The sequence below is a fragment of the Streptomyces sp. NPDC055239 genome (genome assembly GCF_053606205.1).
The window spans coordinates 238,556-261,970 of the sequence record NZ_JBSGRD010000014.1; the positions used below are offsets into that span (position 1 = coordinate 238,556).

General features: G+C 69.3%; 20 protein-coding genes and 4 tRNA genes. 12 read left to right on the forward strand and 12 right to left on the reverse strand.

Features of this window, described 5'->3' with window-relative positions; all coding sequences use genetic code 11:
* Together ACWFRJ_RS35930 and ACWFRJ_RS35935 are read left to right on the forward strand one after the other, a co-directional pair.
* Positions 1 to 795 (forward strand): sterol carrier family protein, encoded by a 795-nt coding sequence (locus ACWFRJ_RS35930; RefSeq protein ID WP_453540776.1) that lies wholly within the window; start codon positions 1 to 3, stop codon positions 793 to 795.
* A gap of 60 nt (positions 796 to 855) precedes the next feature.
* Positions 856 to 1,680 carry an META domain-containing protein gene (locus ACWFRJ_RS35935; RefSeq protein WP_453540779.1) on the forward strand — a complete coding sequence of 275 codons (825 nt, stop codon included), beginning with the start codon at positions 856 to 858 and terminating at the stop codon, positions 1,678 to 1,680.
* On the opposite strand, the gene ACWFRJ_RS35940 is transcribed toward ACWFRJ_RS35935, so the two are convergent.
* The 3 genes from ACWFRJ_RS35940 to ACWFRJ_RS35950 form a co-directional block, all read right to left on the reverse strand.
* Positions 1,640 to 2,968, reverse strand: a complete 1,329-nt coding sequence (locus tag ACWFRJ_RS35940; RefSeq protein ID WP_453540782.1) for a hypothetical protein — start codon at positions 2,966 to 2,968, stop codon at positions 1,640 to 1,642. The genes ACWFRJ_RS35935 and ACWFRJ_RS35940 overlap by 41 nt on opposite strands.
* 145 nt (positions 2,969 to 3,113) lie before the next feature.
* Positions 3,114 to 4,535 (reverse strand): sulfatase family protein, encoded by a 1,422-nt coding sequence (locus tag ACWFRJ_RS35945; RefSeq protein ID WP_453540785.1) that lies wholly within the window; start codon positions 4,533 to 4,535, stop codon positions 3,114 to 3,116.
* A 78-nt stretch (positions 4,536 to 4,613) separates the two neighbouring features.
* Positions 4,614 to 4,715, reverse strand: coding sequence for a putative leader peptide (locus tag ACWFRJ_RS35950; RefSeq protein ID WP_453540788.1), 102 nt, complete (start codon positions 4,713 to 4,715; stop codon positions 4,614 to 4,616).
* A gap of 163 nt (positions 4,716 to 4,878) precedes the next feature.
* On the opposite strand from ACWFRJ_RS35950, the gene purF reads away from it, so the two are divergent.
* Both purF and purM read left to right on the forward strand, forming a co-directional pair.
* On the forward strand, positions 4,879 to 6,405 hold the full coding sequence (gene purF / locus ACWFRJ_RS35955; protein ID WP_453540791.1) for an amidophosphoribosyltransferase: 1,527 nt from the start codon (positions 4,879 to 4,881) through the stop codon (positions 6,403 to 6,405).
* A gap of 37 nt (positions 6,406 to 6,442) precedes the next feature.
* Positions 6,443 to 7,510, forward strand: a complete 1,068-nt coding sequence (purM, locus tag ACWFRJ_RS35960; RefSeq protein WP_453540793.1) for a phosphoribosylformylglycinamidine cyclo-ligase — start codon at positions 6,443 to 6,445, stop codon at positions 7,508 to 7,510.
* Positions 7,511 to 7,621: 111 nt separating this feature from the next.
* On the opposite strand, the gene ACWFRJ_RS35965 is transcribed toward purM, so the two are convergent.
* Complete coding sequence (locus ACWFRJ_RS35965; protein WP_249589047.1) at positions 7,622 to 7,882, reverse strand: DUF3073 domain-containing protein; 261 nt, start codon at positions 7,880 to 7,882, stop codon at positions 7,622 to 7,624.
* Positions 7,883 to 8,172: 290 nt separating this feature from the next.
* Positions 8,173 to 9,255, reverse strand: coding sequence for a Leu/Phe/Val dehydrogenase (locus ACWFRJ_RS35970; RefSeq protein ID WP_453540796.1), 1,083 nt, complete (start codon positions 9,253 to 9,255; stop codon positions 8,173 to 8,175).
* Between the two features lie 208 nt (positions 9,256 to 9,463).
* Between ACWFRJ_RS35970 and ACWFRJ_RS35975 the strand changes: the two genes are divergently transcribed.
* Both ACWFRJ_RS35975 and bldC read left to right on the forward strand, forming a co-directional pair.
* Positions 9,464 to 10,342: a hypothetical protein gene (locus ACWFRJ_RS35975; RefSeq protein WP_453540799.1), complete on the forward strand. Its 879-nt coding sequence runs from the start codon at positions 9,464 to 9,466 to the stop codon at positions 10,340 to 10,342.
* A gap of 510 nt (positions 10,343 to 10,852) precedes the next feature.
* Positions 10,853 to 11,059, forward strand: a complete 207-nt coding sequence (gene bldC, locus ACWFRJ_RS35980; RefSeq protein WP_003949541.1) for a developmental transcriptional regulator BldC — start codon at positions 10,853 to 10,855, stop codon at positions 11,057 to 11,059.
* 558 nt (positions 11,060 to 11,617) lie between these two features.
* On the opposite strand, the gene ACWFRJ_RS35985 is transcribed toward bldC, so the two are convergent.
* The 3 genes from ACWFRJ_RS35985 to hrpA form a co-directional block, all read right to left on the reverse strand.
* Positions 11,618 to 11,827, reverse strand: coding sequence for a DUF6274 family protein (locus tag ACWFRJ_RS35985; RefSeq protein WP_453540802.1), 210 nt, complete (start codon positions 11,825 to 11,827; stop codon positions 11,618 to 11,620).
* Positions 11,828 to 12,127: 300 nt separating this feature from the next.
* Positions 12,128 to 12,202: transfer RNA gene (locus ACWFRJ_RS35990), tRNA-Asp, on the reverse strand.
* Positions 12,203 to 12,297: 95 nt separating this feature from the next.
* Positions 12,298 to 16,275, reverse strand: coding sequence for an ATP-dependent RNA helicase HrpA (hrpA, locus tag ACWFRJ_RS35995; RefSeq protein WP_453540805.1), 3,978 nt, complete (start codon positions 16,273 to 16,275; stop codon positions 12,298 to 12,300).
* Between the two features lie 83 nt (positions 16,276 to 16,358).
* Here hrpA and ACWFRJ_RS36000 point away from each other — a divergent pair, with 83 nt between their 5' ends.
* From ACWFRJ_RS36000 to ACWFRJ_RS36015, 4 genes are all read left to right on the forward strand, one after another.
* Positions 16,359 to 16,733, forward strand: a complete 375-nt coding sequence (locus tag ACWFRJ_RS36000; protein WP_453540808.1) for a hypothetical protein — start codon at positions 16,359 to 16,361, stop codon at positions 16,731 to 16,733.
* Positions 16,734 to 16,795: 62 nt separating this feature from the next.
* Complete coding sequence (locus ACWFRJ_RS36005; protein WP_453540811.1) at positions 16,796 to 17,581, forward strand: DsbA family protein; 786 nt, start codon at positions 16,796 to 16,798, stop codon at positions 17,579 to 17,581.
* Positions 17,578 to 18,426, forward strand: a complete 849-nt coding sequence (locus tag ACWFRJ_RS36010) for a cytochrome c biogenesis CcdA family protein (RefSeq protein WP_453540814.1) — start codon at positions 17,578 to 17,580, stop codon at positions 18,424 to 18,426. Before ACWFRJ_RS36005 ends, ACWFRJ_RS36010 begins: the two co-directional genes overlap by 4 nt.
* Positions 18,427 to 18,505: 79 nt before the next feature.
* Positions 18,506 to 19,627 (forward strand): ABC transporter permease, encoded by a 1,122-nt coding sequence (locus tag ACWFRJ_RS36015; protein ID WP_453540817.1) that lies wholly within the window; start codon positions 18,506 to 18,508, stop codon positions 19,625 to 19,627.
* A 527-nt stretch (positions 19,628 to 20,154) separates the two neighbouring features.
* On the opposite strand, the gene ACWFRJ_RS36020 is transcribed toward ACWFRJ_RS36015, so the two are convergent.
* From ACWFRJ_RS36020 to ACWFRJ_RS36035, 4 genes are all read right to left on the reverse strand, one after another.
* Positions 20,155 to 20,228, reverse strand: a tRNA-Phe gene (locus ACWFRJ_RS36020).
* A gap of 22 nt (positions 20,229 to 20,250) precedes the next feature.
* Positions 20,251 to 20,325: transfer RNA gene (locus ACWFRJ_RS36025), tRNA-Asp, on the reverse strand.
* Positions 20,326 to 20,364: 39 nt separating this feature from the next.
* Positions 20,365 to 20,437: transfer RNA gene (locus tag ACWFRJ_RS36030), tRNA-Glu, on the reverse strand.
* Positions 20,438 to 20,516: 79 nt separating this feature from the next.
* The gene (locus ACWFRJ_RS36035; protein ID WP_453540820.1) at positions 20,517 to 22,067 is read right to left on the reverse strand and encodes a metallophosphoesterase family protein; all 1,551 of its coding nucleotides are present in this window, start codon (positions 22,065 to 22,067) and stop codon (positions 20,517 to 20,519) included.
* 59 nt (positions 22,068 to 22,126) lie between these two features.
* On the opposite strand from ACWFRJ_RS36035, the gene ACWFRJ_RS36040 reads away from it, so the two are divergent.
* Positions 22,127 to 22,477, forward strand: coding sequence for a metallopeptidase family protein (locus ACWFRJ_RS36040; protein ID WP_361828642.1), 351 nt, complete (start codon positions 22,127 to 22,129; stop codon positions 22,475 to 22,477).
* 89 nt (positions 22,478 to 22,566) lie between these two features.
* Positions 22,567 to 23,151, forward strand: a complete 585-nt coding sequence (locus ACWFRJ_RS36045) for a hypothetical protein (protein ID WP_453540823.1) — start codon at positions 22,567 to 22,569, stop codon at positions 23,149 to 23,151.
* Positions 23,152 to 23,415: the final 264 nt, after the last annotated feature.

The window sequence follows — 23,415 nt, forward strand, 5'->3', positions numbered from 1 at the left end:
ATGCCACCGGCCAAGAAGCGCACCCGTTCGTACGACCCCGCCAAGATCCGCACCGCGGTGTTCGCCCAGTTCGGGAACGTACGAGAAGCGGTCGGCGCCCTGGAGCCCGAGCAGCTCGCCCTGCCGACCCGGCTCGGCGGGTGGACCGTACGCGAGCTGGCCGCGCACCTCACGATGGCGCTCGGCGCCGTCACCCGCTTCCTCGCCATGCCGGAGCCCCCGGCACGCGAAGTGGCCCTGCTCGACTGGCCTTTCGCGACCGCGTCGGCCGCGTCGCAGGTGGACGAGGCGGTGCGGGCGTTCGCCGTCCAGGAGGATCTCGACGAGCTGTACGCGCGCACCCTCGCCGATTTCGAGGCCGCGCTGCCCGATGTCACGGCCGGACGGCTCACGCCCACCCGGTTCGGCGCGATGACCCTCGACGACTTCATGGTCACCCGCACGGTCGAACTCATCGTCCACACCGACGACTTGAACGACGCGGTGCCGGGCCTGGACGTCCCGTACGACCGACAGGCCCTCGCCGCCTGCACCCGGCTGCTCGCCGACGCCCTCGCGGTGAAGGCTCCCGGCGGCGCGGTCGAGGTGCGGATCCCGCCGTTCGCCGTGGTCCAGTGCGTGGAAGGGCCCCGGCACACCCGCGGCACCCCGCCGAACGTCGTCGAGACCGATCCGCTCACCTGGATCCGCCTCGCGACCGGGCGCAGCGACTGGAAGACGGCCCTTGACGGGGCGAAGGTCAGCGCGAGCGGGGAGCGGGCGGATCTGGCGGCGCTGCTTCCGGTCATGAGCTAGCCGGGGGCGGCCGGTCAGGGCGAGGGGAACCAGATCACCCACCTGTCCCGTCACAGCGGCATGCAAAATCAACGACTGACTCCGACCGTCATGGCCCTGGCCGCCGCGGGACTGCTCACCGCGTGCGGTACGCAAACCGGCTCGGGCAGCGGCTCTGACGGCGGGTCCGTCGGGTCCGAACCGTCCATCACCGGCGTCCACTGGAACGTCGAGAGCCTCACCGTGAACGGCAAGAAGCAGCAGGCCCCGGGCGATGCCCACGTCAAGATCGACGACAAGGGCAAGGCCGAGGGCAACTACGGCTGCAACGGCTTCTCCGCCGACGTGTCGATGGACGGCGACACCGTCGGCTTCGCCAACGCCATCTCCACCAAGAGGGCCTGCGACAAGCAGGACTTCGAGGAGACCTTCAAGTCCGCTCTCGCGAAGGGCGACCTGAAGGCCGCGGTCGACGGTGACAAGCTGACGCTCACCACCGACAAGGGAGACCGCGTGGCCCTCACCTCGGAGCCGGACGTCCCGCTGACGGGCACCAAGTGGAACGTGAACGCCATCGGCGACGGCAAGGCCTCGGCGTCCCTGCCGAAGGAAGTGGACAGCAAGGCCCATCTGACCTTCGGCAAGGACGGCACCGTCCGCGGAAAGCTCGGCTGCAACAACGTCACCGCCACGGCCGAGGTGAAGGGCGACAGCATCACCCTGGGCGCTCCCCGGAGCACCCGGATGATGTGCCAGGGCGCCGCGGCCGACACCGAGAAGAAGCTCCTCAAGCTCTTCGACGGCAAGGTGAGCTACAAGCTGACCCACAGCGGGCTCTCGCTCACCGCCGCCGACGGCACGGTCGTCAGCGCGAATGCCGACCTGAAGCAGGAGAAGCAGAAGTAGCCGGGGTCCTGCGCGAGCGGGACTTCAGCAGGAACGCGCCGCCGAAGGCGAGCATCAGACCGCCGCCGACGGAGTAGGCGAGGGTGGTGTCGGAGTCTCCGCCGGTCTCGGCGAGTTCGGTGGCGCCGCCCTCGGGGCGCGCGTCGTTGGGGGCCGCGGCGGGCTCGTCCTTGACGGGCTCTTCCTTTACGGGCTCAGCAGCCTTTGCCGGGGCCGCGGGCGCCTCCACCCCGTCCAGGCTCACCTTCACGGTGGCCGCATCCGCCCCCGCCTTCACGACCTCGACCTCCACCTTCCGGGCCTCGTCCGTCAGCTTCGCGCCCGCCTTGAGCGCGTCCGCGTCGGCCGGTGCGTCGCCGCCGGTGGTCTCGTCGGCGTCCGGGGTCGGGTCCACGAGGGCCGACTCGGCGTACTTCCCGTCCGGCACCCGGTAGGCGTGCACGCCCTGTATCTCGCTGTCGAGGGTGCCGGACTCGTGCCGCAGCTCCACCACGAGACGGTCGTCGCCCAGCGGAATGTCGAGCGCACGGACCCCGCTGCCCTTCCCGTACAGCGGACGCAGCGTGTACGTCGCCGACTTGCTGACCTCTCCGACCTCGCCGCCCGTCAGCCACTTGTTGTGCAGGAGCTCGGGCGAGGTGAGCCCGGCCTCCCAGCCGCCGCCCCCCATCGGGGTCTTGTGGCTTGTGCCGTCCTCCTCGCAGCCCGCGCCGAGGTCGCCGTCGGGGCAGCGAAGGCGCATGTGGTGGCTGTAGCCGAAGTTGTGGCCGAACTCGTGGACAAGGGCCGTCATCGACATCTTGCCGTCGGCGCCGACGGGCATCCAGGTGGTGCCGCCGCCGACGGTACCGAGCGCCAGCCAGTCGCAACCGGCCTTCTCCGAGGGGAAGACGAGCGAGAGATGGTCGTAGCTGTCCTCGGGGACGCCCTTCGCGGCGAGCGCCTTGCGCGTCAGGTCGTTGATCTTGCCGGTGTCGCAGCCGGTGGCCGCGAGATCGATGTCCACGGGCCCGGCGACCCCGTCGCCCTCGGCGGCCTTGAAGGTGGCCGCACCGCCGGTGACCTCGTTGTAGTACGAGGTGAGGGATCCTTCGGCGCCGAAGTAGTTGTCCTTCAGGGCGGTTTCGAGCTTGCCCGCGTCAGGGATCCGGCTGTCCGTGAAGTTGACCATGGCGACCTGGACGCGCCGCTCCGGCTCGTCGGCGGCGGGCGCGGGAGCGGCGGCCGCAGCGGTGAGGGCTGCGGCCACGGCGGCCGGTATGAGGCAGAGGCGCGGGGACGGCTTCATGGGGGACCTTCCGAGTGGGGGTTCGCGCAGACCTGTGATCAAGCGGACCTGTAGATCAACTTGGGCGCGCGCGAGGCACGCTAGCGATCACATCGGCCCGCGCGAACCCCTCGGAAGGCTCCTTAGGCCGCGCTTAAGGCTCAGTTCAGGCGGAGGGGTAGGGCAGCAGCCCCGCGTCGGTCTTCTCCCACGCCGCCTTCAGCTCCGCGAGCCGCTTCGGCTCGTCCGCGGCCCGGTCGGCCTGCTCCCGCTGATCCGCGGCGAGGTTGAAGAGCTGGTCGTCGCCGCTCTTGCCCCGGTAGTACTTCCACTCCCCGCGCCGCAGCGCACGCTCCCCGCGCACCCGCCAGAACAGCTCCCGCTCAGCGAGCTTCTCGCCCTTCAGGAGATAGGGCGCGAGGCTCGTCCCGTCGAGCTTGTACGCGGGGTTCGGCCGCGCCCCGCCGATCTCCAGGAGCGTCGCCGTCCAGTCCGGGGTGAACACGGGCTCATGGCTGACCTGCCCGCCGTCGAGCCGCGCGGGCCACCGCACGATGGTCGGCACGCGGATGCCGCCCTCCTGGAGCGAGGACTTGTTGCCCGACAGGGGCCAGTTGTACGAGAAGCGCTCGCCGCCGTTGTCGGAGGCGAAGAAGACCAGGGTGTCCTCCTCCTGCCCGGACTTCTTCAGGGCCTTGAGCACCTCACCGACCGACCGGTCCAGGTCCTGCACCATCTCCGTGTACTTCTCCACGGAGCCGCCGTCCTGGTGCCAGAGCGCGCCCTTCTCGCCCGCCTTGATCCTCCGTACGATCTCGGCGCTCTCCTCGGTGTCCCCGTCCGCTATCCACGGCCAGTGCGGGGTGGTGAAGTTCAGATTGAGCAGCCAGGGCTTGTCCCCGTGGTCCCGGTCCCGCCGCACGTACTCGCTCGCCCGCTCGGTCAGGATGCGCGTGTAGTAGCGCAGGTCCTTGTACTCGGCGTCGCCCTCCTGGACATCGCCCTCGTAGAGGTCGTACTCACCGCCGAGACCCAGCTTCGAGTAGTACTCCAGGGCCCCGCCGAAGTTCCCGAAGAACTCGTCCCAGCCCGACTTGGTGGGCGAGTACTCCGGCAGATAGCCGCAGTGCCACTTGCCGATGAGCGCGGTCGCGTACCCGGCGTCCTTCAGGAGCGAGGCCAGCGTGGGATGCGTCGGCTCAAGACCCACGGACTTGTCCGCGATCGGCTCCGCGAGCCCACCCTTCGTACGTCCTGGGAAGCGCCCCGTGTAGAGGCTGAAGCGCGTCGGCGAGCAGGTCGCCGAGCCGGAGTAGGCGTCGGTGAACCGCACGCCCTGGCGCGCGAGGCGGTCCAGGTTCGGGGTCTTGATGTGCGGGGCCCCGTAGGAGGAGAGGTCGGCCCAGCCCAGGTCGTCGCCGAGGATGAAGAGGATGTTCGGCCGCCGGCCGCTTCTGCGCGGGGCCGCACGGAAGGGCCGCTCCTGCGCCTCGGCGGCGGCGGGCAGCCCCACGGCGGTCGCGGCACCGGCTCCCACGGCGCCGGCGAAGGCACGTCGGGACAGGGCGGACTGGTCGTACGAGGACATGGCGGCGCTCCTGAACGGGCACGGCGCACGGCAGTGACACGTGCCCGGAGTCGGGAAGAAGTGGGACAGAGAGTGAGTTCAGGCAGCGCTGCGACAGATGGCGCTCGCGACACGGACCAGGTCGACGTGGCGGCGCTCCACAAGGGTGACCGAGGGGTCACCGAGGGTCTGCAGGGGCATGGAACAGGAGCTTCACGGGACCCGTCGGCCCCTGTCAACGCTTCCGCTCACCTGTTCACAAGGGCGTAGCACTCCACGCACGCCCCGGCGGTGTCGTCACGCTCCGTGCGGGGTCTGTATCCCCAATTCGGACCAGTGGTCGATCTCGCCTACACTCGATGTCGTGCCACGTGGTGACGGTCGACTCAATCATGATCTGCTCCCCGGCGAGAAGGGCCCCCAGGACGCTTGCGGCGTCTTCGGTGTCTGGGCTCCGGGTGAAGAGGTCGCCAAGCTCACTTACTTCGGGCTGTACGCCCTCCAGCATCGAGGCCAGGAGTCCGCGGGAATCGCGGTCAGCAACGGCTCCCAGATCCTTGTCTTCAAGGACATGGGGCTCGTTTCCCAGGTCTTTGACGAAACCTCTCTCAGCTCCCTCCGAGGTCATATCGCGGTCGGTCACGCCCGCTACTCGACCACCGGGGCCTCCGTATGGGAGAACGCCCAGCCGACGTTCCGTGCCACCGCGCACGGCTCCATCGCGCTCGGGCACAACGGCAACCTCGTCAACACGGCCCAGCTCGCCGAGCTCGTCGCCGAACTGCCCAAGGAGAACGGCCGCGCGACCCAGGTCGCGGCGACCAACGACACCGACCTGGTGACGGCTCTCCTCGCGGGCCAGACGGACGGCGACGGCAAGCCGCTGAGCATCGAAGACGCCGCCATGAAGGTCCTCCCGGACGTTCAGGGCGCCTTCTCCCTCGTCTTCATGGACGAGGGCACGCTGTACGCGGCACGCGACCCGCAGGGCATCCGCCCGCTGGTCCTGGGCCGCCTGGAGCGCGGCTGGGTCGTCGCGTCGGAGTCCGCCGCGCTCGACATCTGCGGCGCGAGCTACGTCCGCGAGGTCGAGCCCGGTGAGTTCATCGCGGTCGACGAGAACGGACTGCGAACGGCCCGATTCGCGGAAGCGAAGCCCAAGGGCTGTGTCTTCGAGTACGTCTATCTGGCGCGCCCCGACACCGACATCGCCGGCCGGAACGTCTACCTCTCGCGTGTCGAGATGGGTAGAAAACTCGCCGAGGAAGCTCCGGCCGAGGCCGACCTCGTCATAGCGACACCGGAGTCCGGAACACCCGCCGCGGTCGGTTACGCGGAAGCCTCCGGCATCCCCTTCGGCGTCGGCCTCGTCAAGAACGCCTACGTCGGCCGGACCTTCATCCAGCCCTCGCAGACGATCCGCCAGCTCGGCATCCGTCTGAAGCTGAACCCCCTCAAGGAAGTCATCAAGGGCAAGCGTCTTGTCGTCGTCGACGACTCGATCGTGCGCGGCAACACCCAGCGCGCCCTGGTCAAGATGCTCCGCGAGGCCGGAGCCGCCGAGATCCACATCCGGATCTCGTCCCCGCCCGTGAAGTGGCCCTGCTTCTTCGGCATCGACTTCGCGACCCGCGCCGAGCTCATCGCCAACGGCATGACGATCGACGAGATCGCCAAGTCCATGGGCGCCGACTCCCTCTCGTACATCTCCATCGACGGCATGATCGAGGCCACCACCATCGACAAGCCGAACCTCTGCCGCGCCTGCTTCGACGGCGTGTACCCGATGGACCTTCCCGACCCCGAGCTGCTCGGCAAGCAGCTCCTGGAGACGGAGCTGGCCGCCGGTCCGGCGTCCACCGCTGCGGCCGACGCGATCCGTCGCCCGTAAGCCACCCGTAGTAACGACACGAAAGCTCTCATCCCCCATGCCTGAGACCACTGGTGCCAGCTACGCAGCCGCAGGCGTAGACATCGAGGCGGGCGACCGCGCCGTCGAGCTGATGAAGGAGTGGGTGAAGAAGACGAAGCGCCCCGAGGTCCTCGGCGGCATCGGCGGCTTCGCCGGACTCTTCGACGCCTCCGCCCTCAAGCGCTTCGAGCGCCCCCTGCTCGCCTCCGCCACCGACGGTGTCGGCACGAAGGTGGACCTCGCCCGCCAGCTCGGCGTGTACGACACCATCGGGCACGACCTGGTCGCGATGGTCATGGACGACATCGTGGTGTGCGGCGCGGAGCCGCTCTTCATGACCGACTACATCTGCGTCGGCAAGGTTCACCCCGAGCGTGTCGCCGCCATCGTGAAGGGCATCGCCGAGGGCTGTGTGCTCGCGGGCTGCGCCCTCATCGGCGGCGAGACGGCCGAGCACCCGGGTCTCCTGGGTCCGGACGACTTCGACGTGGCGGGCGCCGGAACGGGCGCGGTGGAGGCCGACCGTGTGCTCGGCCCCGATCGCATCCGGCAGGGTGACGCGGTGATCGCCATGGCGTCCTCCGGGCTTCACTCGAACGGGTACTCGCTCGTCCGGCACGTGGTCTTCGACCGCGCGGGATGGACCCTGGACCGCAAGGTCGAGGAGTTCGGCCGCACGCTCGGCGAGGAGCTCCTGGAGCCCACCAAGATCTACTCCCTGGACTGTCTGGCGCTCACCCGCACCACGGACGTCCACGCCTTCAGCCACATCACGGGCGGCGGCCTCGCGGCGAACCTGGGCCGGGTCATCCCGGACGGTCTGCACGCGATCGTCGACCGCGAGACCTGGACGCCGGGCGCGGTCTTCGACGTGGTCGGCAAGGCGGGCCAGGTCGAGCGCCTGGAGCTGGAGAAGACGCTGAACATGGGCGTCGGCATGATGGCGATCGTCCCCGAGGAGTCCGCCGACGCGGCCCTGGCGACCCTCGCGGACCGCGGTGTGGACGCCTGGATCGCCGGTGAGATCACCGAGCGCGGCGAGCACACGACCGGCGCTGAGCTCATCGGTGACTACGCGAAGTAGGCGCCCCAGGGCAGCACAAAACCCGGTCCGGTGTGACGACCACCCCGGACCGGGTGAAGTGCAGTTGCTACGAGAACTGCGAATACTGCAAGTGCTACGAATGCAACGAGGTCAAGCGCCGCGGCGCTGCGGCGAAGAACCGGACTCGTCGGAAGAGTCCTCGTCTTCGTCGTCGTTATAGCGATCCGCGTACTGGGCGTACGGGTCGTCTTCTTCCTCGTCGTCGTCTTCGAACGGCTCGCTGTTCGGCGGCTGTTGCGAAGTCGAAGCGCCCAGCTCATTGGCCAGACGCGAGAGGTCAGTCCCGCCGCTGCTGTACTTCAGCTGGCGGGCGACCTTCGTCTGCTTGGCCTTTGCCCGGCCGCGCCCCATGGCTCGACCCCCTCGGATATGGGGCTTGGTGACCCCAGAGTCTTGACACGCGTTCATGATCAGGAACGGGCTCTCCGTGGAGAGGCCGGTCCGTAGGGCTTCCACGGTACCTGCTCCTGCGGCCATACGGTACGTCGCCCGCAGGACGCGCCTCAGCGCAGAACCCGCGAGGAGCCCCGTCCTCGCTGGTCAACTGCGATTTTAACCTCTTCTTGTCGGGCGACCCGCCGACGGGGGTGAGTCTTGTCTCTCGCGCACGTCGGCGGGGCCCTCTCACGGTGCTCCCGGGGTCAGGGGCGGCGGGCCTCCGCCATCCGCTGCTCGGCGATCCTGTCGGCCGCGGCGGCCGGAGGAATACCGTCCACCTTTGCGCGAGCGAATATGGCAAGAGTGGTGTCGAAGATCTTTGACGCCTTCGCCTTGCACCGGTCGAAGTCGAAGCCGTGCAGCTCGTCGGCGACCTGGATCACGCCGCCCGCGTTCACCACGTAGTCGGGCGCGTAGAGGATCCCGCGGTCGGCCAGGTCCTTCTCCACGCCGGGGTGCGCGAGCTGGTTGTTGGCCGCGCCGCAGACCACCTTCGCGGTGAGCACCGGCACGGATTCGTCGCTCAGGGCGCCGCCGAGCGCGCAGGGGGCGTACACGTCGAGGCCCTCGACCCGGATCAGCGCGTCGGTGTCGGCGACGGCCGTCACGGACGGGTGCTTGTGGATGACGCGGCGCACGGACTCCTCCCGTACATCCGTGATCACCACCTCGGCGCCGTCCTCGAGGAGGTGCTCCACGAGGTGGTGGCCGACCTTGCCGACGCCCGCGACGCCGACCTTGCGGCCGCGCAGCGACGGGTCGCCCCACAGGTGGTCGGCCGATGCGCGCATGCCCTGGAAGACACCGAAGGCGGTGAGCACGGAGGAGTCGCCGGCGCCGCCGTTCTCCGGGGAGCGTCCCGTCGTCCAGCGGCACTCGCGTGCGACGACGTCCATGTCGGCGACGTACGTACCGACATCGCACGCGGTCACGTAGCGGCCGCCGAGCGAGGCCACGAAGCGGCCGTAGGCGAGCAGGAGCTCATCGCTCTTGATCTTCTCCGGGTCGCCGATGATCACGGCCTTGCCGCCGCCGTGGTCGAGTCCGGCCATGGCGTTCTTGTACGACATGCCGCGCGCGAGGTTCAGCGCGTCCGCGACGGCGGCTTCCTCGCTCGCGTACGGGTAGAAGCGGGTGCCGCCGAGGGCCGGGCCCAGGGCGGTGGAGTGGATGGCGATGACGGCCTTGAGGCCGCTGGCACGGTCCTGGCAGAGCACTACTTGCTCATGGCCCCCCTGGTCCGAGTGGAACAGGGTGTGCAGGACGCCGTTGTCTTCTTCGGTCACTGTGGTGACTCCCGGTCAAGTGGCGGCGGTTGGGCGGGCACCCGTGCGGGTGGCGGGGCCCGATGGGCATGAGACTAGAGCCTGTGAGAACCCGCTGACCGCGCAGTGCCGAGGATCACCCTCTCCTGTCGCGCCGGAAGCACGGCGGAGTTCGGCCATGGCACGATTTGCAGTGTTTTCCAGCCGGTACGCGGGGGAGGGAGCAGCCGTGCCCAAGGTCTCTTCGTTGATCGTCCCGTACGCGTCCTACTTGCGCGTCTATGAGCCTCTCGCAGCCTTCCCGGAGCCCGAGCGCGGCCATTGGGCGCGTTACGCGCGCCGCGCCGACCGCCCCTCGTACCAGGACGAACTCCGGCGCTCCCTGGCCGATTTGCTGCCCACGCCGCCGGTCCCCGTGCCGGTGCACGAGAGCAGCGACGCGTTCGTGGTGGAGGCCGACGGGGTGGTGTGCGTCTGCCCCTGGCGCACCCGGCTGCGCGGCTGGCAGGCCCTGGGGGATCTGGCCGGGCAACTGCCGCCGCCGGTCCTGGACGCGGTCCTGCCGCCGGTGGTGCGCCGCCAGACGGCCGCGGACTACGAACAATGGCTTGCCCGCAACCCCGACGCGCGCCCCTGGATCCGTACGTCCACGTGGCAGGTGCCGCTGAACTGGTTCGTACTCGTCTCGGACGAGGAACGTCAGTTCGAGAAGGGCTACGAGGGATACGAGGAGGGGCGCGAGGAGGGCGAGGCGGCGGCCTGTGCGCCCGTCCTGCGTTACCGGACGCCGATGGTGCAGGCGCGGCGCCGGGTGGCCCGCGGCCTGCGGACGCTGCGGGACACGATCGAGGAGGGGCCGCTCGTCGACGGGCTCATGGACGTGGGCCGCTGGCTCGAGGAGTTCCATCCGCGCTCCCTGGTCGAGCTCGACTACGGCGGGCTCGTGCACGCCCTCTCCGAGGACCAGCTCGACGAGGACCACTCGGCGGCGGATGTGGCGGAGGGGATCGAGGCGCTGCGGAGCGGCGACGGCGAGGGGGCCGGCGAGGCGTATGCGAGGCTCATGGAGCGATGGAGGGCGGTCCGGGACCGCCAGTTCTCGAACTGACGTCAACTGACGTCAGCGCGGCGTTCCCAGGTCATCCCTACGGGGCGTTCCTACGCGGCGCCTACACGGGACGTAGGTCCTGATCCGGGCTTTTGTCTCAAGCGTGACGGACCGCACTTACTGCCCCCTTGCGCCCATCACCCCCCCTCGTGCCAAAATAGGACAAGGAGTCCGGGGAGGGCTCCTTCCGTCCATGTAAGGGCGGATTACTCGGTATTGCACGCTATGGGAAGTCTGTTGTCTCCTGATCGCTCTGTGACTGATCGTCACTGTGGCGTGACTGTCCGCTATGGCATGGTCCATCGGCTTCCGTCGCTGATAGACACCTGGGAGGGCAATTCCATCGGTTTGGCCGACGTGGCTGGACGGATGGTGTAGTTGTAGTGCCGAAGACAAGCCGTTCGTCCTATAACCGACTCGACCCGCGTCCGCCATTTCGGGCAACGCGGGTCAAGGTGCAGAATTTAGAGGAATGAACCGAGAAGGTTCGGTTCTCCGAGGAGGCCGCTCATGACCGCTCGCACCCCTGATGCCGAGCCGCTGCTGACCCCGGCTGAGGTTGCCACGATGTTCCGCGTCGACCCCAAGACGGTGACGCGTTGGGCCAAGGCTGGCAAGCTCACGTCGATTCGCACGCTCGGCGGCCATCGCCGTTACCGCGAGGCCGAGGTTCGCGCGCTGCTCGCGGGTATCCCGCAGCAGCGCAGCGAGGCCTGATTTGCCGCATAACCGCAGTACCCGGACGAAGAGTACGACCGCTGCTGGGTCCCCCAATCCAGCCGCAACGTCCGACTTTTAGCTACACGCGACGCGGGTCCCGCCCCAACGGGCCCCACGCCTGAGCCTCATGGGTGAGTCGTCAAAGATCGCGCTGGACTCCGCCGGGTCCAGCGCGATCTTTTTTGTGCGCCCGAGAGGTCCTGGTGAGCACCGCCGTGAGCGGGCTTGTTGGTCTCTGAGGGGTGCTGGGGCCGCGCTGTGGGGAGGCTGTGGCGCCGCACTTCCGCCGGCCTTGTGGCGCCCGGGTGGACGCTGTTCGCGGTGGCTGCGGGGCGGTGCAATTGCACATATTAAATTGACTGGTTGTAAGACGGGTGTAAGTTCGAGGGTTTCCAAAACAAGTTCGGTGACACCCGTCACATGCCGGGAACCTTGTTGCCTGCGATACCTCTGAGCTAGAGGAGATCCCGGCCCGCGCAGGGGAGTTGGCTCCGCGCGCCCGAGGTCCTCCCCCTCACCTTCCCACCACCGGGGTGGGTCGCGGGTCGGCTTTGGTCACGCGTTGGGGGGACTTTCGTCCTCGCCCGGCTCCAGGACGCCCTCGCAGTCGCCTTGAGCGGCCGAAGGGGCCTCCAGGGCGAGGCGTTCGAGCCGGTGGCAGATCGGGCAGTGCCGGGTCGCGTGGCGATAGCTCATCGCAGCGGACAGGTGGGCGCGCAACAGAGCGCGTGTCTCGTGCCGTGCGGACGCCGCCGAAGCCGTCATGCGACACCTCCAGATGGGGACCGGTCCCGCCCCGCTCCCTGATGTCTAGGTACCGGCGGAATGTGACGCAGTCAAGGTGCGGGCACGGGAACGGGCCGCGTGCAGCGGGCATGCAAGAGGGGCCGCACTCGATGAGTGCGGCCCCTCTATTACTGCGGTCCTGACGGGATTTGCTGTCTCTGATTGCGGCTGCGCCGCGGGCGCGGCCTCCGCCTCGACAGGGTGGCGTGCGAGGCGGGGCGTGATGGCGCACGCGAAGAGGGCCCGCATCCTTGTCGGATGCGGGCCCTCTTCTTACTGCGGTCCTGACGGGATTTGAACCCGCGGCCTCCACCTTGACAGGGTGGCGAGCACTCCAAACTGCTCCACAGGACCTTGCTTTGCGGCGCTGATTGCTGCGTTGCGCTGCGAGACAGGACTCTACAGCAGCGCAGGCCCGGCGGTCGAACTCACCCAGGGTGCCGGGGTGATCACGGTGCGGCCGCGTCGATCGCCTTCACGATCCGCTTGTCCGAGACGGGGTACGCGGTGCCGAGCGCGTGGGCGAAGTAGCTGACGCGGAGCTCCTCCAGCATCCAGCGGATGTCCAGGACCTCCCGGGGGACAGGACGGCCCTGCGGGAGCTGTTCCAGGAGCCAGGCGTACTCGTCCTGCATCTCGTGGACCTTGTCCATGCGCGAGGTGTCCCGCTGGACGTTCGTCGGCATCTGCTGGAGGCGCCGGTCGGCGGCCACCATGTAGCGCATCAGGTCCGCCAGGCGGCGGATCCCCGTGGCCGTGACGAAGCCGGGGCCGACGAGGGCGTCCAACTGCGCCCGTACGTCCGTGAGGTTGGCCAGGAGCGTCGGGCTCCTCGTCGACTTCAGGCGGCGCTCGCAGGCCTGCCAGGCGGCGAGGACCTGCTGGACCTGGCTCACCGTGCGGACCGTGGTGTCGACGATCTCCGCGCGCACCTTCTCGTACAGCTTGCGGTACGACTCCTCGTCCCAGGCGGGACCGCCGAAGTCGCCGATGAGCTTGTCCGCCGCCGCCATGGCGCAGTCGGCGAAGAGCGCCTGGATGGAGCCGTGCGGGTTCGCGGACAGGGCGATCTTCTGGGCGTTGGTCAGCTTGTCCGATGCGAACTTGGCCGGATTCACGGGGATGTTGCGCAGGATGAGGCGCCGCGTGCCCTTCCACATCGCCTGCTGCTGCTCGGCCTCCGTGTCGAAGAGGCGTACGGAGACGGTGTTCGCCGCGGAGCCGTCGTCCACGAGGGCGGGGTACGCCTTCACCGGCTGGCCCGCGCGACGCGTCTCGAAGACGCGGCTGAGGGAGCCGATGGACCAGTCCGTGAGCCCGGAGCGCTCGATCGCTGAGCCGCCCGTCTTCTCCGCCGTCGCGGCAGCCGCCTGGGAGAGCGCCTTGCGGGCCTTCGGGCGGAGCTGGAGCTTGAGCGCCTCGAGGTCCTTGTCCTCGGAGAGGTTCTTGCGCCGCTCGTCGGTGATCCGGAACGTGATCTTCAGGTGGTCCGGTACGTGGGTGAGGTCGAAGTCGTCCGGCGAGACGGGTACGCCGACCATTCGCTGGAGCTCACGCGCAAGCGTCACGTGCAGCGGCTCTTGGAGAGGCACCGCGCGCTCCAGGAACGCCTTCGCGTAGTTGGGCGCGGGGACGTAGTGGCGGCGGATCGGCTTGGGCAGGGAGCGGATCAGCTCGATCACGACCTCCTCGCGCAGCCCCGGGATCTGCCAGTCGAAGCCGTCCGGCGTGACCTGGTTCAGGACCTGGAGCGGGATGTGGACGGTGACGCCGTCCGCGTCCGCGCCCGGCTCGAACTGGTACGTCACCTTGAACTTGAGCGGCCCCTGCCGCCACGTATCGGGATAGTCGTCCTTCGACACGTCGCCCGCGCGCTCGTTGATGAGCATGGAGCGCTCGAAGTCGAGCAGCTCGGGCTCATCGCGCTGCTTCTTCTTCCACCAGGAGTCGAAGTGCGCGCCGGAGACGACGTCGGCGGGCACCCGCTGGTCGTAGAAGTCGAAGAGCGTCTCGTCGTCGACGAGGATGTCGCGGCGCCGCGCGCGGTGTTCGAGCTCCTCCACCTCGGTCAGGAGGCGGCGGTTGGCGGCGAAGAACTTGTGGTGCGTGCGCCAGTCGCCCTCGACGAGCGCGTTGCGGATGAACAGGTCGCGGGAGACCTCGGGGTCGATGCGGCCGTAGTTCACCTTGCGGTCGGTGACGAGCGGGACGCCGTACAGCGTCACCTTCTCGACCGCCATCACCGCGGCCTGGTCCTTCTCCCAGTGGGGCTCGCTGTACGTGCGCTTCAGGAGGTGCTGGGCGAGCGGTTCGACCCACTCGGGCTCGATCCGCGCGTTGACGCGGGCCCACAGCCGGGACGTCTCCACAAGCTCGGCGGACATGATGAAGCGCGGGGGCTTCTTGAAGAGGGCCGAGCCGGGGAAGACCGCGAACTTGGCGTTACGGGCGCCCAGGTACTCGCCCCGCCCGCCGCGCTGCTTGGGATCGCTGTCCTTCGACTCCTTCACGTCCTTCATCCCGATGTGGGAGAGCAGGCCGGACAGGAGCGAGATGTGGACGTGCTGCTCGGGGGCGTCGTCCTCGTTGAGGTTGATGCCCATCTGCTTGGCGACCGTACGCAGTTGCGTGTAGATGTCCTGCCACTCGCGGATCCGCAGGAAGTTGAGGTACTCCGACTTGCACATCCGGCGGAACGAGGACGAGCCGCGCTCCTTCTGCTGCTCGCGGATGTACCGCCACATGTTGAGGAAGGCGAGGAAGTCGGAGGTCTCGTCCTTGAAGCGCGCGTGCTGCTGGTCGGCCTGCGTCTGCTTCTCGGCGGGGCGCTCGCGCGGGTCCTGGATGGAGAGCGCGGCGGCGATCACCATGACCTCGCGCACGCAGCCGTTCTTGTCGGCCTCGAGGACCATGCGGGCGAGCCGCGGGTCCACCGGCAGCTGGGCCAGCTTGCGGCCCTCCGGGGTGAGGCGCTTCTTCGGGTCCTTCTGCGTGGGGTCGAGAGCGCCCAGTTCCTGGAGGAGTTGGACGCCGTCGCGGATGTTGCGGTGGTCCGGCGGGTCGATGAAGGGGAACTTCTCGATGTCGCCGAGCCCGGCCGCCGTCATCTGGAGGATGACCGAAGCGAGGTTGGTGCGCAGGATCTCCGCGTCCGTGAACTCGGGGCGTGCGACGAAGTCGTCCTCCGAGTAGAGGCGGATGCAGATGCCGTCGGACGTACGGCCGCAGCGGCCCTTGCGCTGGTTGGCGCTGGCCTGGCTGATCGCCTCGATGGGCAGCCGCTGCACCTTCGTACGGTGGCTGTAGCGGGAGATGCGGGCCGTGCCCGGGTCGATGACGTACTTGATGCCCGGGACGGTCAGGGAGGTCTCGGCGACGTTCGTGGCGAGGACGACGCGTCTTCCGGTGTGCTGCTGGAAGACACGGTTCTGCTCGGCGTGCGAGAGCCGGGCGTAGAGGGGGAGGACTTCCGTGAACTTGTAGTTCTTCTTGTTCAGCGCGTCCGCCGTGTCCCGGATCTCGCGCTCTCCGGAGAGGAAGACGAGGATGTCGCCCTTGCCCTCGCCCTGGAGCTCCTCGACGGCCTCCGTGATCGCGGTGATCTGGTCGCGGTCCGTGTCTTCGGAGTCCTCTTCGAGGAGCGGGCGATAACGCACCTCGACGGGATACGTACGGCCGCTGACCTCGACGACCGGGGCGTCCCCGAAGTGTCTGGAGAACCGCTGCGGGTCGATGGTCGCCGAGGTGATGACGACCTTCAGGTCCGGGCGCTTGGGAAGCAGCTGGGCCAGATACCCGAGCAGGAAGTCGATGTTCAGCGACCGCTCGTGGGCCTCGTCGATGATGATCGTGTCGTACGCGCGCAGCTCGCGGTCCGTCTGGATCTCGGCCAGCAGGATGCCGTCCGTCATCAGCTTCACGTACGTGTCGCCGCCCACCTGGTCGGTGAAGCGGACCTTCCAGCCGACGGCCTCGCCGAGCGGGGTGTTCAGCTCGTCGGCCACGCGCTCGGCCACCGTGCGGGCCGCGATACGGCGGGGCTGGGTGTGCCCGATCATGCCCCGCAGACCGCGGCCGAGCTCCATACAGATCTTGGGGATCTGCGTCGTCTTGCCGGAGCCCGTCTCGCCCGCGACGATCACGACCTGGTGGTCGCGGATCGCCTCGGCGATGTCGTCCTTCTTCTGGCTGACCGGGAGCTGTTCGGGATACGTGATCTTGGGCAGACGGCTGCCCCGCTCGGCCATCCGTGCCGCCGCCTTGTCCACGTCCGCCGCGATTTCGGCGAGGACGGTGGCGCGGGCATCGGGCTTGCGGATGCGGCGCGCACCCTCGAGCCGGCGGCCGATCCGGTGCTCGTCGCGCAGCGACAGCTCGGACAGACGGGGGGCGAGGGCGTCGAGGGTGAGGGCAGGCTGCGTAGACATACGGCGTCCAGGATCTCACCCGCCGCTCGGAGGTGGCGAACCGATTTATCCGGCGGGGCGCCCAGGGACGTACGATTCCGGGCATGTTGTCGCGTGCGCGTCTGTCGTGGTGCCCCTTGCTCGGGGTGCTGCTCGTCGTGCTCGGGGCGTTCTGTGCGCCCGCCGCCGTCGCGTCCACCGCTTCGGCGCAGCAGCCGCGAGCTGCGGCGACGTCGTTCGTTCACGAGGCCGACAGCGTGCCCGGCTGCGGCAAGGGCGGGCAGCAGGACGACGGGGGCCGTCCGGTGGCGCCGCCGCGCCCCAGTGCGGCACATGAACTGCTCCCCGCTCTGTACGAGGCGCACGCGGCCACCGGCACCTGGGGCGCCGACCAGGCCGTGCTCGCCGTCACGCAGGGCCGCGCACCGCCCGCGCTCGCGCCGCCATCGCCGATAGAACTCTCCGTTCTGCGCGTCTAGGAGACCCCTGTCTCAGCCAGGGGTCCTTTGATCGACGTACGTAACAGGAGAAGCGCACAGCCATGTCCAAGAAGCCCAGCAAGCCCAGCAAGCCCAGTAAGTCCAGCAAGAAGAACGTCGCTATCGGGGCCGGGGTAGCCGTCGTCGCCCTGCTGCTCGGCGCCGCTTCCTACAGCGCCACCAAGCCCGACGAGCCCTCCTCGGTCACCGCCAAGGAGGAGCCCGCCGACTCCCCCGCCGATGTATCCGCCGATCCGCAGGCCGGGGTCTACCCGGAGCTGGCCAAGCTCGCCAGGCGCGACGCCGAGGACCCGCTCGCGCAGGGCCGCAAGGACGCACCGGTCGTGCTCATCGAGTACGCCGACTTCAAGTGCGGCTACTGCGGCAAGTTCGCCCGCGACACCGAGCCCGACCTGGTGAAGAAGTACGTCGACGAGGGCACCCTGCGCATCGAGTGGCGCAACTTCCCGATCTTCGGCGCCGACTCCGAGTCGGCCGCGCGGGGCGCGTGGGCCGCCGGTCAGCAGGGGCGCTTCTGGCAGTTCCACGAGGCGGCGTACGCGGAGGGATCCAAGGAGAAGGGGTTCGGGGGCGACCGGCTCGAGGCGCTCGCGAAGGAGGCCGGGGTCAAGGACATCGGCCGCTTCTCGGACGACGCGGGAAGCGCGGGCGCCAAGGCCGCGGTGAAGAAGGACCAGGAGGAGGCGTACGGCCTGGGGGCCACGTCGACCCCGTCCTTCCTGGTCAACGGGCGGCCCATCTCCGGTGCGCAGCCGGACGAGGTCTTCGACCAGGCGATCGAGCAGGCGGCGAAGACGGCGAAGCCGTCCGGGGCGGGGGAGAAGTGACCGCCGATGTGGGGTACTTCGCGGCGTTCCTGGGTGGTCTTCTCGCCCTGGTGAGCCCGTGCAGCGCGCTGCTCCTTCCCGCCTTCTTCGCGTACTCGATCGACTCGACCTCGCGGCTGCTCGCCCGGACCGGCATCTTCTACGCCGGTCTCGCGACGACCCTCGTACCGCTCGGCGCGGCGGGTTCGGTCGCCGGGCGGTTCTTCTTCGGGCACCGGGACCAACTGGTCCTTGTCGCCGGATGGCTGATCATCGCGCTCGGGGTGCTGCAGGTCGTGGGCATGGGATTCGCCTCGAAGAAGATGGCCGAGCTCTCGGGGCGCATCCGGCCGACGACCGCGGTCTCCGTGTACGCGCTGGGGGCGGTGTACGGGCTCGCGGGGTTCTGCGCGGGGCCGATCCTCGGGAGCGTGCTCACCGTGGCGGCGGTGAGCGGCAGCCCTGTCTACGGGGGGCTGCTGCTCGCCGTCTACGCGCTGGGGATGGCGGTGCCGCTGTTCGTGCTCGCGCTGCTCTGGGAGCGCTTCGATCTCGGGCGGCGGCGGTGGCTGCGGGGGCGTTCCTTCCGCATCGGCCGCTTCGAACTGCACACGACCTCGCTCCTGTCGGGCCTCTTCTTCGTGGCCCTCGGTGCGCTCTTCCTCGCGTACGACGGGACCACCGCGCTGCCGGGGCTGCTCGATGTCGATGACTCGTTCGCCGTGGAGCGGTGGGCGGGGGGCGTGGGCCGGGCCGTGCCGGACTCGGTGCTGCTTGTGGGAGTGGTGGCGCTGGTGGGTGTGGGGCTTGCGGTGCGGGGGTGGCGGCGGAGGGGGCGTAGCTCTGTGGAGGCTGAGCAGGGGTGAGCAGGGGTGAGCAGGGGTGAGTAGGAGTGAGCGAGGGTGAGCGAGGGTGAGTCCGCTTTGGGTGGTTTAGCGTACTTATATGTCTCACCCTCAGCGTGACCCTGACCGGTCCGAGCGTGAAGAGCACCCGCACGGCGCCCACGGGCGGGCTCCCACCCGGGGTGAGCGGTGGGAGGCGTTCAAGCAGTCGCCGTTCCTGCCGGCGATCGTGCTGGTGTTCATCCTGGCCGCGGCGGCGGGGCTCTTCGCGGGTTCGTACACGTACTCCATGGCGGACCCGACCCCGCACCGCATTCCCACGGCGGTGGTGGGGGCGCAGGACGCGACGCGGGGGAAGGCGTTTCTCGGCGGCATGGAGAAGGCGCTGAACGCTTCCCTGGAGATCCATGAGTACGACAGCGTCGCCGCGGCGCGTGACGCGGTGGAGGAGCAGAAGGTCTTCGCGATCCTCGCGGTGTCCCCGGGCGGCGGGGAGTCCGGCAGCAAGGTGACCTTCGACGTCTCGGGGGCCTCCGGGGCGTCGGTCGCCCAGGTGCTCGCGGAGACCGCGCCGAAGGTGGGCGAGCAGGTCGGGGTGCCGGTGACGGTGAAGGACATCAAGCCGCTCCAGGAGGGTGACCCGCGGGGGCTCGCGATCTTCTACATCTCGCTGGCTGCGGTGATCATCGGCTTCGTCGGGGCGATCCAGCTGAGCGTGCACGCGCGGGGTCTGAACCCGGCGGAGCGGATCGGCTTCACGATGCTCTACGCGCTGCTCGGCGGGTTCGTGATCGCGGCGGTGGTGGACTGGTGGCTGGGGGCGGTGGATCTGCCGTTCGTCGAGTCGTGGCTGATCCTGGCGCTGACGATGTTCACGTCGGGGATGGTGTTCTCGATGTTCAACACGTTGTTCGGGCGCTGGGCGATGATTCCCACGTGGGGCCTGATGGTGCTGCTCGGCAACCCGTCGTCGGGCGGGGCGGTCTCGTGGCCGCTGCTTCCTTCGGTACTCGGCCACATCGGCCGCTGGTTGCCACCCGGGGCATCGGTGAACGCGCAGCACACGGCGGTGTACTTCGGCGGCCACCAGCACGCGTTTCCGTTCCTGGTGCTCGCGGGGTGGGCGGTGCTTGCGAGCGCGGTGTTCTGGGTGTGGCGCCATCGGCATCCTGGGGGCAGGGAGAAGGCGGGGGCGCATGCGGTGGTTCCGGCGGCGGGGTGAGCGGCGGGGCGGTTCCGGTCCGTGTGTGGGGGCGGGGCCGCGCCGGTATGTCCGTCCTCGCCATCCGCTGGTGGGCGTGTGTCTGCTTCGGCGGGGGAGTGCTGCTTACCGTGCTCCGGGCGGAAATACCGACACGTCCCCTCGCGTCTCGATGCCGACTGCGGGTGCGTGGGGGCCGGTCCTCATGGCTGGGGTGCGTCGCGCTGCTGCGCCGACCACTGCCCCACCCTCGCGGTGCGTGCAGGTCGCCCGCCCGCCCCGCCTCATCCGACCGATCCCACCCTCCCCGGTGCATGCAGACCACCCACCCCCACCTCACTCGCACCCACCCCACCCTTTGGCATCGCGGGGCAATCGGATGGGTGGGCGGGAAAAGCCTGTTCGTTCGGGAGTGGATGCGGGGCGATCGGGCGGGTGGGTGGGAGAGGTCCGTTCGTGCAGGGGTGATGCGGGGTGGATTGATGGCGCCCCCGCCCCGGGGTACGGCGAAGGCCCCGTCCAGTAACTGGACGGGGCCTTCGAAGAGGTGGCTGGGGCCGGGATCGAACCGGCGACCTATCGCTTTTCAGGCGATCGCTCGTACCAACTGAGCTACCCAGCCACGCGATTCAAGGAATCGCAAGCGGTCCTGACGGGATTTGAACCCGCGGCCTCCACCTTGACAGGGTGGCGAGCACTCCAAACTGCTCCACAGGACCAAGCATTGTGCGAGCACTAGTCTCGCACAAGGTGTTGCGTGCCCCCAACGGGATTCGAACCCGTGCTACCGCCTTGAAAGGGCGGCGTCCTGGGCCACTAGACGATGAGGGCTAAGGGCCCACCTGGGCGCTTTGCAGCGCGTCGGGGACGTGAGAAGCATATGGGATGCGGGGAGCTATCGCCAAAACGGTTATCGGGGGGCCGGGGTACCGCCCCCGGGCGACCGGCTCGGAGGGGACGGAGACGGAGTCGCCCCGGGCTGGTTCTCCTTGGGCAGATGGCGGCTGACCTCCGCCTTCGTCAGGCCGAGGCCGCCCAGTTTGATCTCGTCCCACGCCTGGAGGCGCCGGGTGTCCCGGTCCAGGTAGAGGACGGACGCCTCGACCGGGTCGGGGTACTTGCCCTCCACGGCCCGCAACCCGCTCCCGCCCGTCGACCCCTCGATGCGCAGCCGCGTACCCCGCTTCAAGACCTCCATCTCCTGGTGGTGCACATGCCCCGCGAGGACCAGCGGCACCTCGCCGTCCGTCTCCCGCGCCGCGTCAGGGTTGTGCGCGACGGCGACGTCGACGGGCGTACCGGCCGCCTGCTGGTCGCGCAGGGCGGAGGCGAGGCGGATGCCCGCCATCTTCTCGACGGGCTCGCCCTCCGCCCGCACCGAGCGGTCCGGCGTGTACTGCGGATCGCCCGTCCCCGCGAACCGCAGCCCCGCGACCGACACCGCACTGCCCTCGTCCAGGACGTGGACGTTCTTCATCCGTTGCAGATAGCGCTGGGTGGTGGCCGAGTCGTGGTTGCCCCGGACCCAGATGTACGGGGCGCCCAGGTCCTCGATCGGGTCGAGGAACGCGTTCTCGGCCGCGCTGCCGTGGTCCATCGTGTCGCCGGAATCGACGATGGCGTTGATGTCGTACTGATCGACGAGCGAGGCGATGATCTTCCAGCTCGCCGGATTGAGGTGGATGTCCGAGACGTGCAGGACGCGGATCGTGGACGGGTCCGGCTGGTACGCGGGAAGCGTCGACGTCGCGTCGTACAGCTTCGTCACATTGGTGACCAGGCGCGCCAGTTCCTGCTGGTAGATGTCGAATTCGCTGACGATGTTGCGGGCGTTGCCGACCACCGACGGGGCGCTGCTGAGCAGGCCGGAGAATTTTGGTTCCAGGACCGACTTCGGGTTCCACGTCGCGTACGCCGCCGCGCCCGACGCGGCGAGGAGGGCCAAGGCGAGGCCGCCTGCCGCCAGGGCCCTGCGCGGGCGGCGGTAGACCGCGAGGCCAAGGCCCGTGGCGCCCGCGACGACGGCCGCGCAGGAGCGTACGGCCAGGTCGAGCGTGCCGTGTTCGACGTCCTTGGTCACCTCGTCCTGGAGGCCGGAGAGCCGCTCGGGGTGGTCGACCAGGGCCTGGGAGCGGACCGGGTCCAGGCGGTTCACGTCCACGTCGAGGCGGATGGGTGCGATGTGCGAGCGCAGTTCGAGGTCGCCGAGCGGCGAGACGTTGATCTTCGTGCCGCCGGTGAGCGAGGGGCGCAGCGTCATCCGCGTGTCCATCGGGCCGACCGGCGCGTGCACGCTGCCCACGATCAGCAGGCCGAGCCAGGCGCCGAACAGGACGACCGCGACCAGGCCCGCGGCGCGGCCGTACGGATGGGGAGGGCTGACGAGCTCGCCGACCGGGCGAGGGTGGCGGGACCGGTAGTGGCGTACGAGGGCGGCGAGCGCACGGAAGTCGCGGGCCATTGGTCCGGTATGCCCAGGGGGAGAGGCGGCTATGCGGGGCGGTGGCTGACAATGGGGGTGTGCTGGAGATGACGCGGGAAGAGTTCGAGGAACTGGTCGCCGAGGCGCTCGACCGGATTCCTCCCGAGTTGACGCGGTTGATGGACAACGTGGCGGTGTTCGTGGAGGACGAACCACCCGCCGAGGATCCCGAGCTGCTCGGGCTCTATGAAGGGACTCCGCTGACGGACCGGGGCGAGTGGTACGCGGGCGTGCTGCCCGACCGGATCACGATCTACCGGGGGCCGACGCTGCGCATGTGCGCGTCGCGCGAGGAGGTCGTCGCGGAGACCGAGATCACGGTGGTGCACGAAGTCGCACATCACTTCGGGATCGACGACGAGCGCCTGCACGCCCTGGGATACGGCTGACGGTCGGGCGTCGCGGTGCGTGTCCTCTTGCACGGCAAGGGAGTTGGGTAGTACGTCCCCGCTTCTCAGCGCCTCGGAGGTGCTCGGCCGTGCGCCAGTTGTACGTTCCTGTCCGGTGGACCGCGGCGGCCGTGGCCGTCATGGCGACCGCGGGCTGCATGAGCATCGGTGACGACGGGGGCGGCGGGCCGGGCCCCGCGCACTCCCCCGGCGGGCGCAGCGCGGCGGCCGCCCCGGATGGAGGCGGTGGCACCGCGGGCGGCGAATCGGCCGCCGGCGGCGACGCCAACCGCGGTGACGCCAAGGGTGGCAAGCACGGCAAGACCAAGGGCAAGGGCAAGGGCAGAGGCAAGGACGGCGGCGGAGACAAGGAGGGGTCGGACAAGTCGGGCGGGTCCGGTTCCGATGCCGCGCAGGCCTCGGCGTCCGCGTCCGGGGGCGGCGACGACCCCGCCCCGCCGACGAAGGACGGGCGGCCCTCGCCCACGCGGACCAAGCCCGATCCGCCGCGCCCCACGCCGACGCCCGATCCTCCGAAGCCGACCCCGACCCCTGAGCCCACTCCGGAGCCCTCGTCGTCGGCGCACGAGGAGCCGAACCCGGGCGCGCAGCTGGGCGAGCGGTCGCACGAACTCAGGGCGCGGGAGCCTTCACCGCAGGCCGGGCCCGCTTAAGAAGCGCCTTGACCGGGAATACTCCCTTGTAGAGAACGATCGAGCCCCTGTCCGAAACCCGCTTCGTCGCAGGTGAGACGAGCTGCGGGGTGCGGAATCCAAGGTGCCCTGGAGGGTGTGGTTTGCCTTCCGGGGGGTTGGGTGCGTATGGTGGTAGATCGTTTGATCCCATTTGCCCGGCGCCGAAAAAGAAGAGCGCCGCGTGGCGCGTACTCTCCCTTGCCGTGGCTGACCGCATAGAGGCGGTCCATTGCGAAATCACGG

Bases quoted from the DNA above. Each gene is read 5' to 3' on its own strand.
- ACWFRJ_RS35930 (WP_453540776.1), top strand. From the start codon at position 1: ATGCCACCGGCCAAGAAGCGCACCCGTTCGTACGACCCCGCCAAGATC.
- ACWFRJ_RS35935 (WP_453540779.1), top strand. From the start codon at position 856: ATGCAAAATCAACGACTGACTCCGACCGTCATGGCCCTGGCCGCCGCG.
- ACWFRJ_RS35940 (WP_453540782.1), bottom strand. From the start codon at position 2,968: ATGAAGCCGTCCCCGCGCCTCTGCCTCATACCGGCCGCCGTGGCCGCA.
- ACWFRJ_RS35945 (WP_453540785.1), bottom strand. From the start codon at position 4,535: ATGTCCTCGTACGACCAGTCCGCCCTGTCCCGACGTGCCTTCGCCGGC.
- ACWFRJ_RS35950 (WP_453540788.1), bottom strand. From the start codon at position 4,715: ATGCCCCTGCAGACCCTCGGTGACCCCTCGGTCACCCTTGTGGAGCGC.
- purM (WP_453540793.1), top strand. From the start codon at position 6,443: ATGCCTGAGACCACTGGTGCCAGCTACGCAGCCGCAGGCGTAGACATC.
- ACWFRJ_RS35965 (WP_249589047.1), bottom strand. From the start codon at position 7,882: ATGGGGCGCGGCCGGGCAAAGGCCAAGCAGACGAAGGTCGCCCGCCAG.
- bldC (WP_003949541.1), top strand. From the start codon at position 10,853: ATGACCGCTCGCACCCCTGATGCCGAGCCGCTGCTGACCCCGGCTGAG.
- ACWFRJ_RS35985 (WP_453540802.1), bottom strand. From the start codon at position 11,827: ATGACGGCTTCGGCGGCGTCCGCACGGCACGAGACACGCGCTCTGTTG.
- hrpA (WP_453540805.1), bottom strand. From the start codon at position 16,275: ATGTCTACGCAGCCTGCCCTCACCCTCGACGCCCTCGCCCCCCGTCTG.
- ACWFRJ_RS36000 (WP_453540808.1), top strand. From the start codon at position 16,359: ATGTTGTCGCGTGCGCGTCTGTCGTGGTGCCCCTTGCTCGGGGTGCTG.
- ACWFRJ_RS36005 (WP_453540811.1), top strand. From the start codon at position 16,796: ATGTCCAAGAAGCCCAGCAAGCCCAGCAAGCCCAGTAAGTCCAGCAAG.
- ACWFRJ_RS36015 (WP_453540817.1), top strand. From the start codon at position 18,506: ATGTCTCACCCTCAGCGTGACCCTGACCGGTCCGAGCGTGAAGAGCAC.
- ACWFRJ_RS36035 (WP_453540820.1), bottom strand. From the start codon at position 22,067: ATGGCCCGCGACTTCCGTGCGCTCGCCGCCCTCGTACGCCACTACCGG.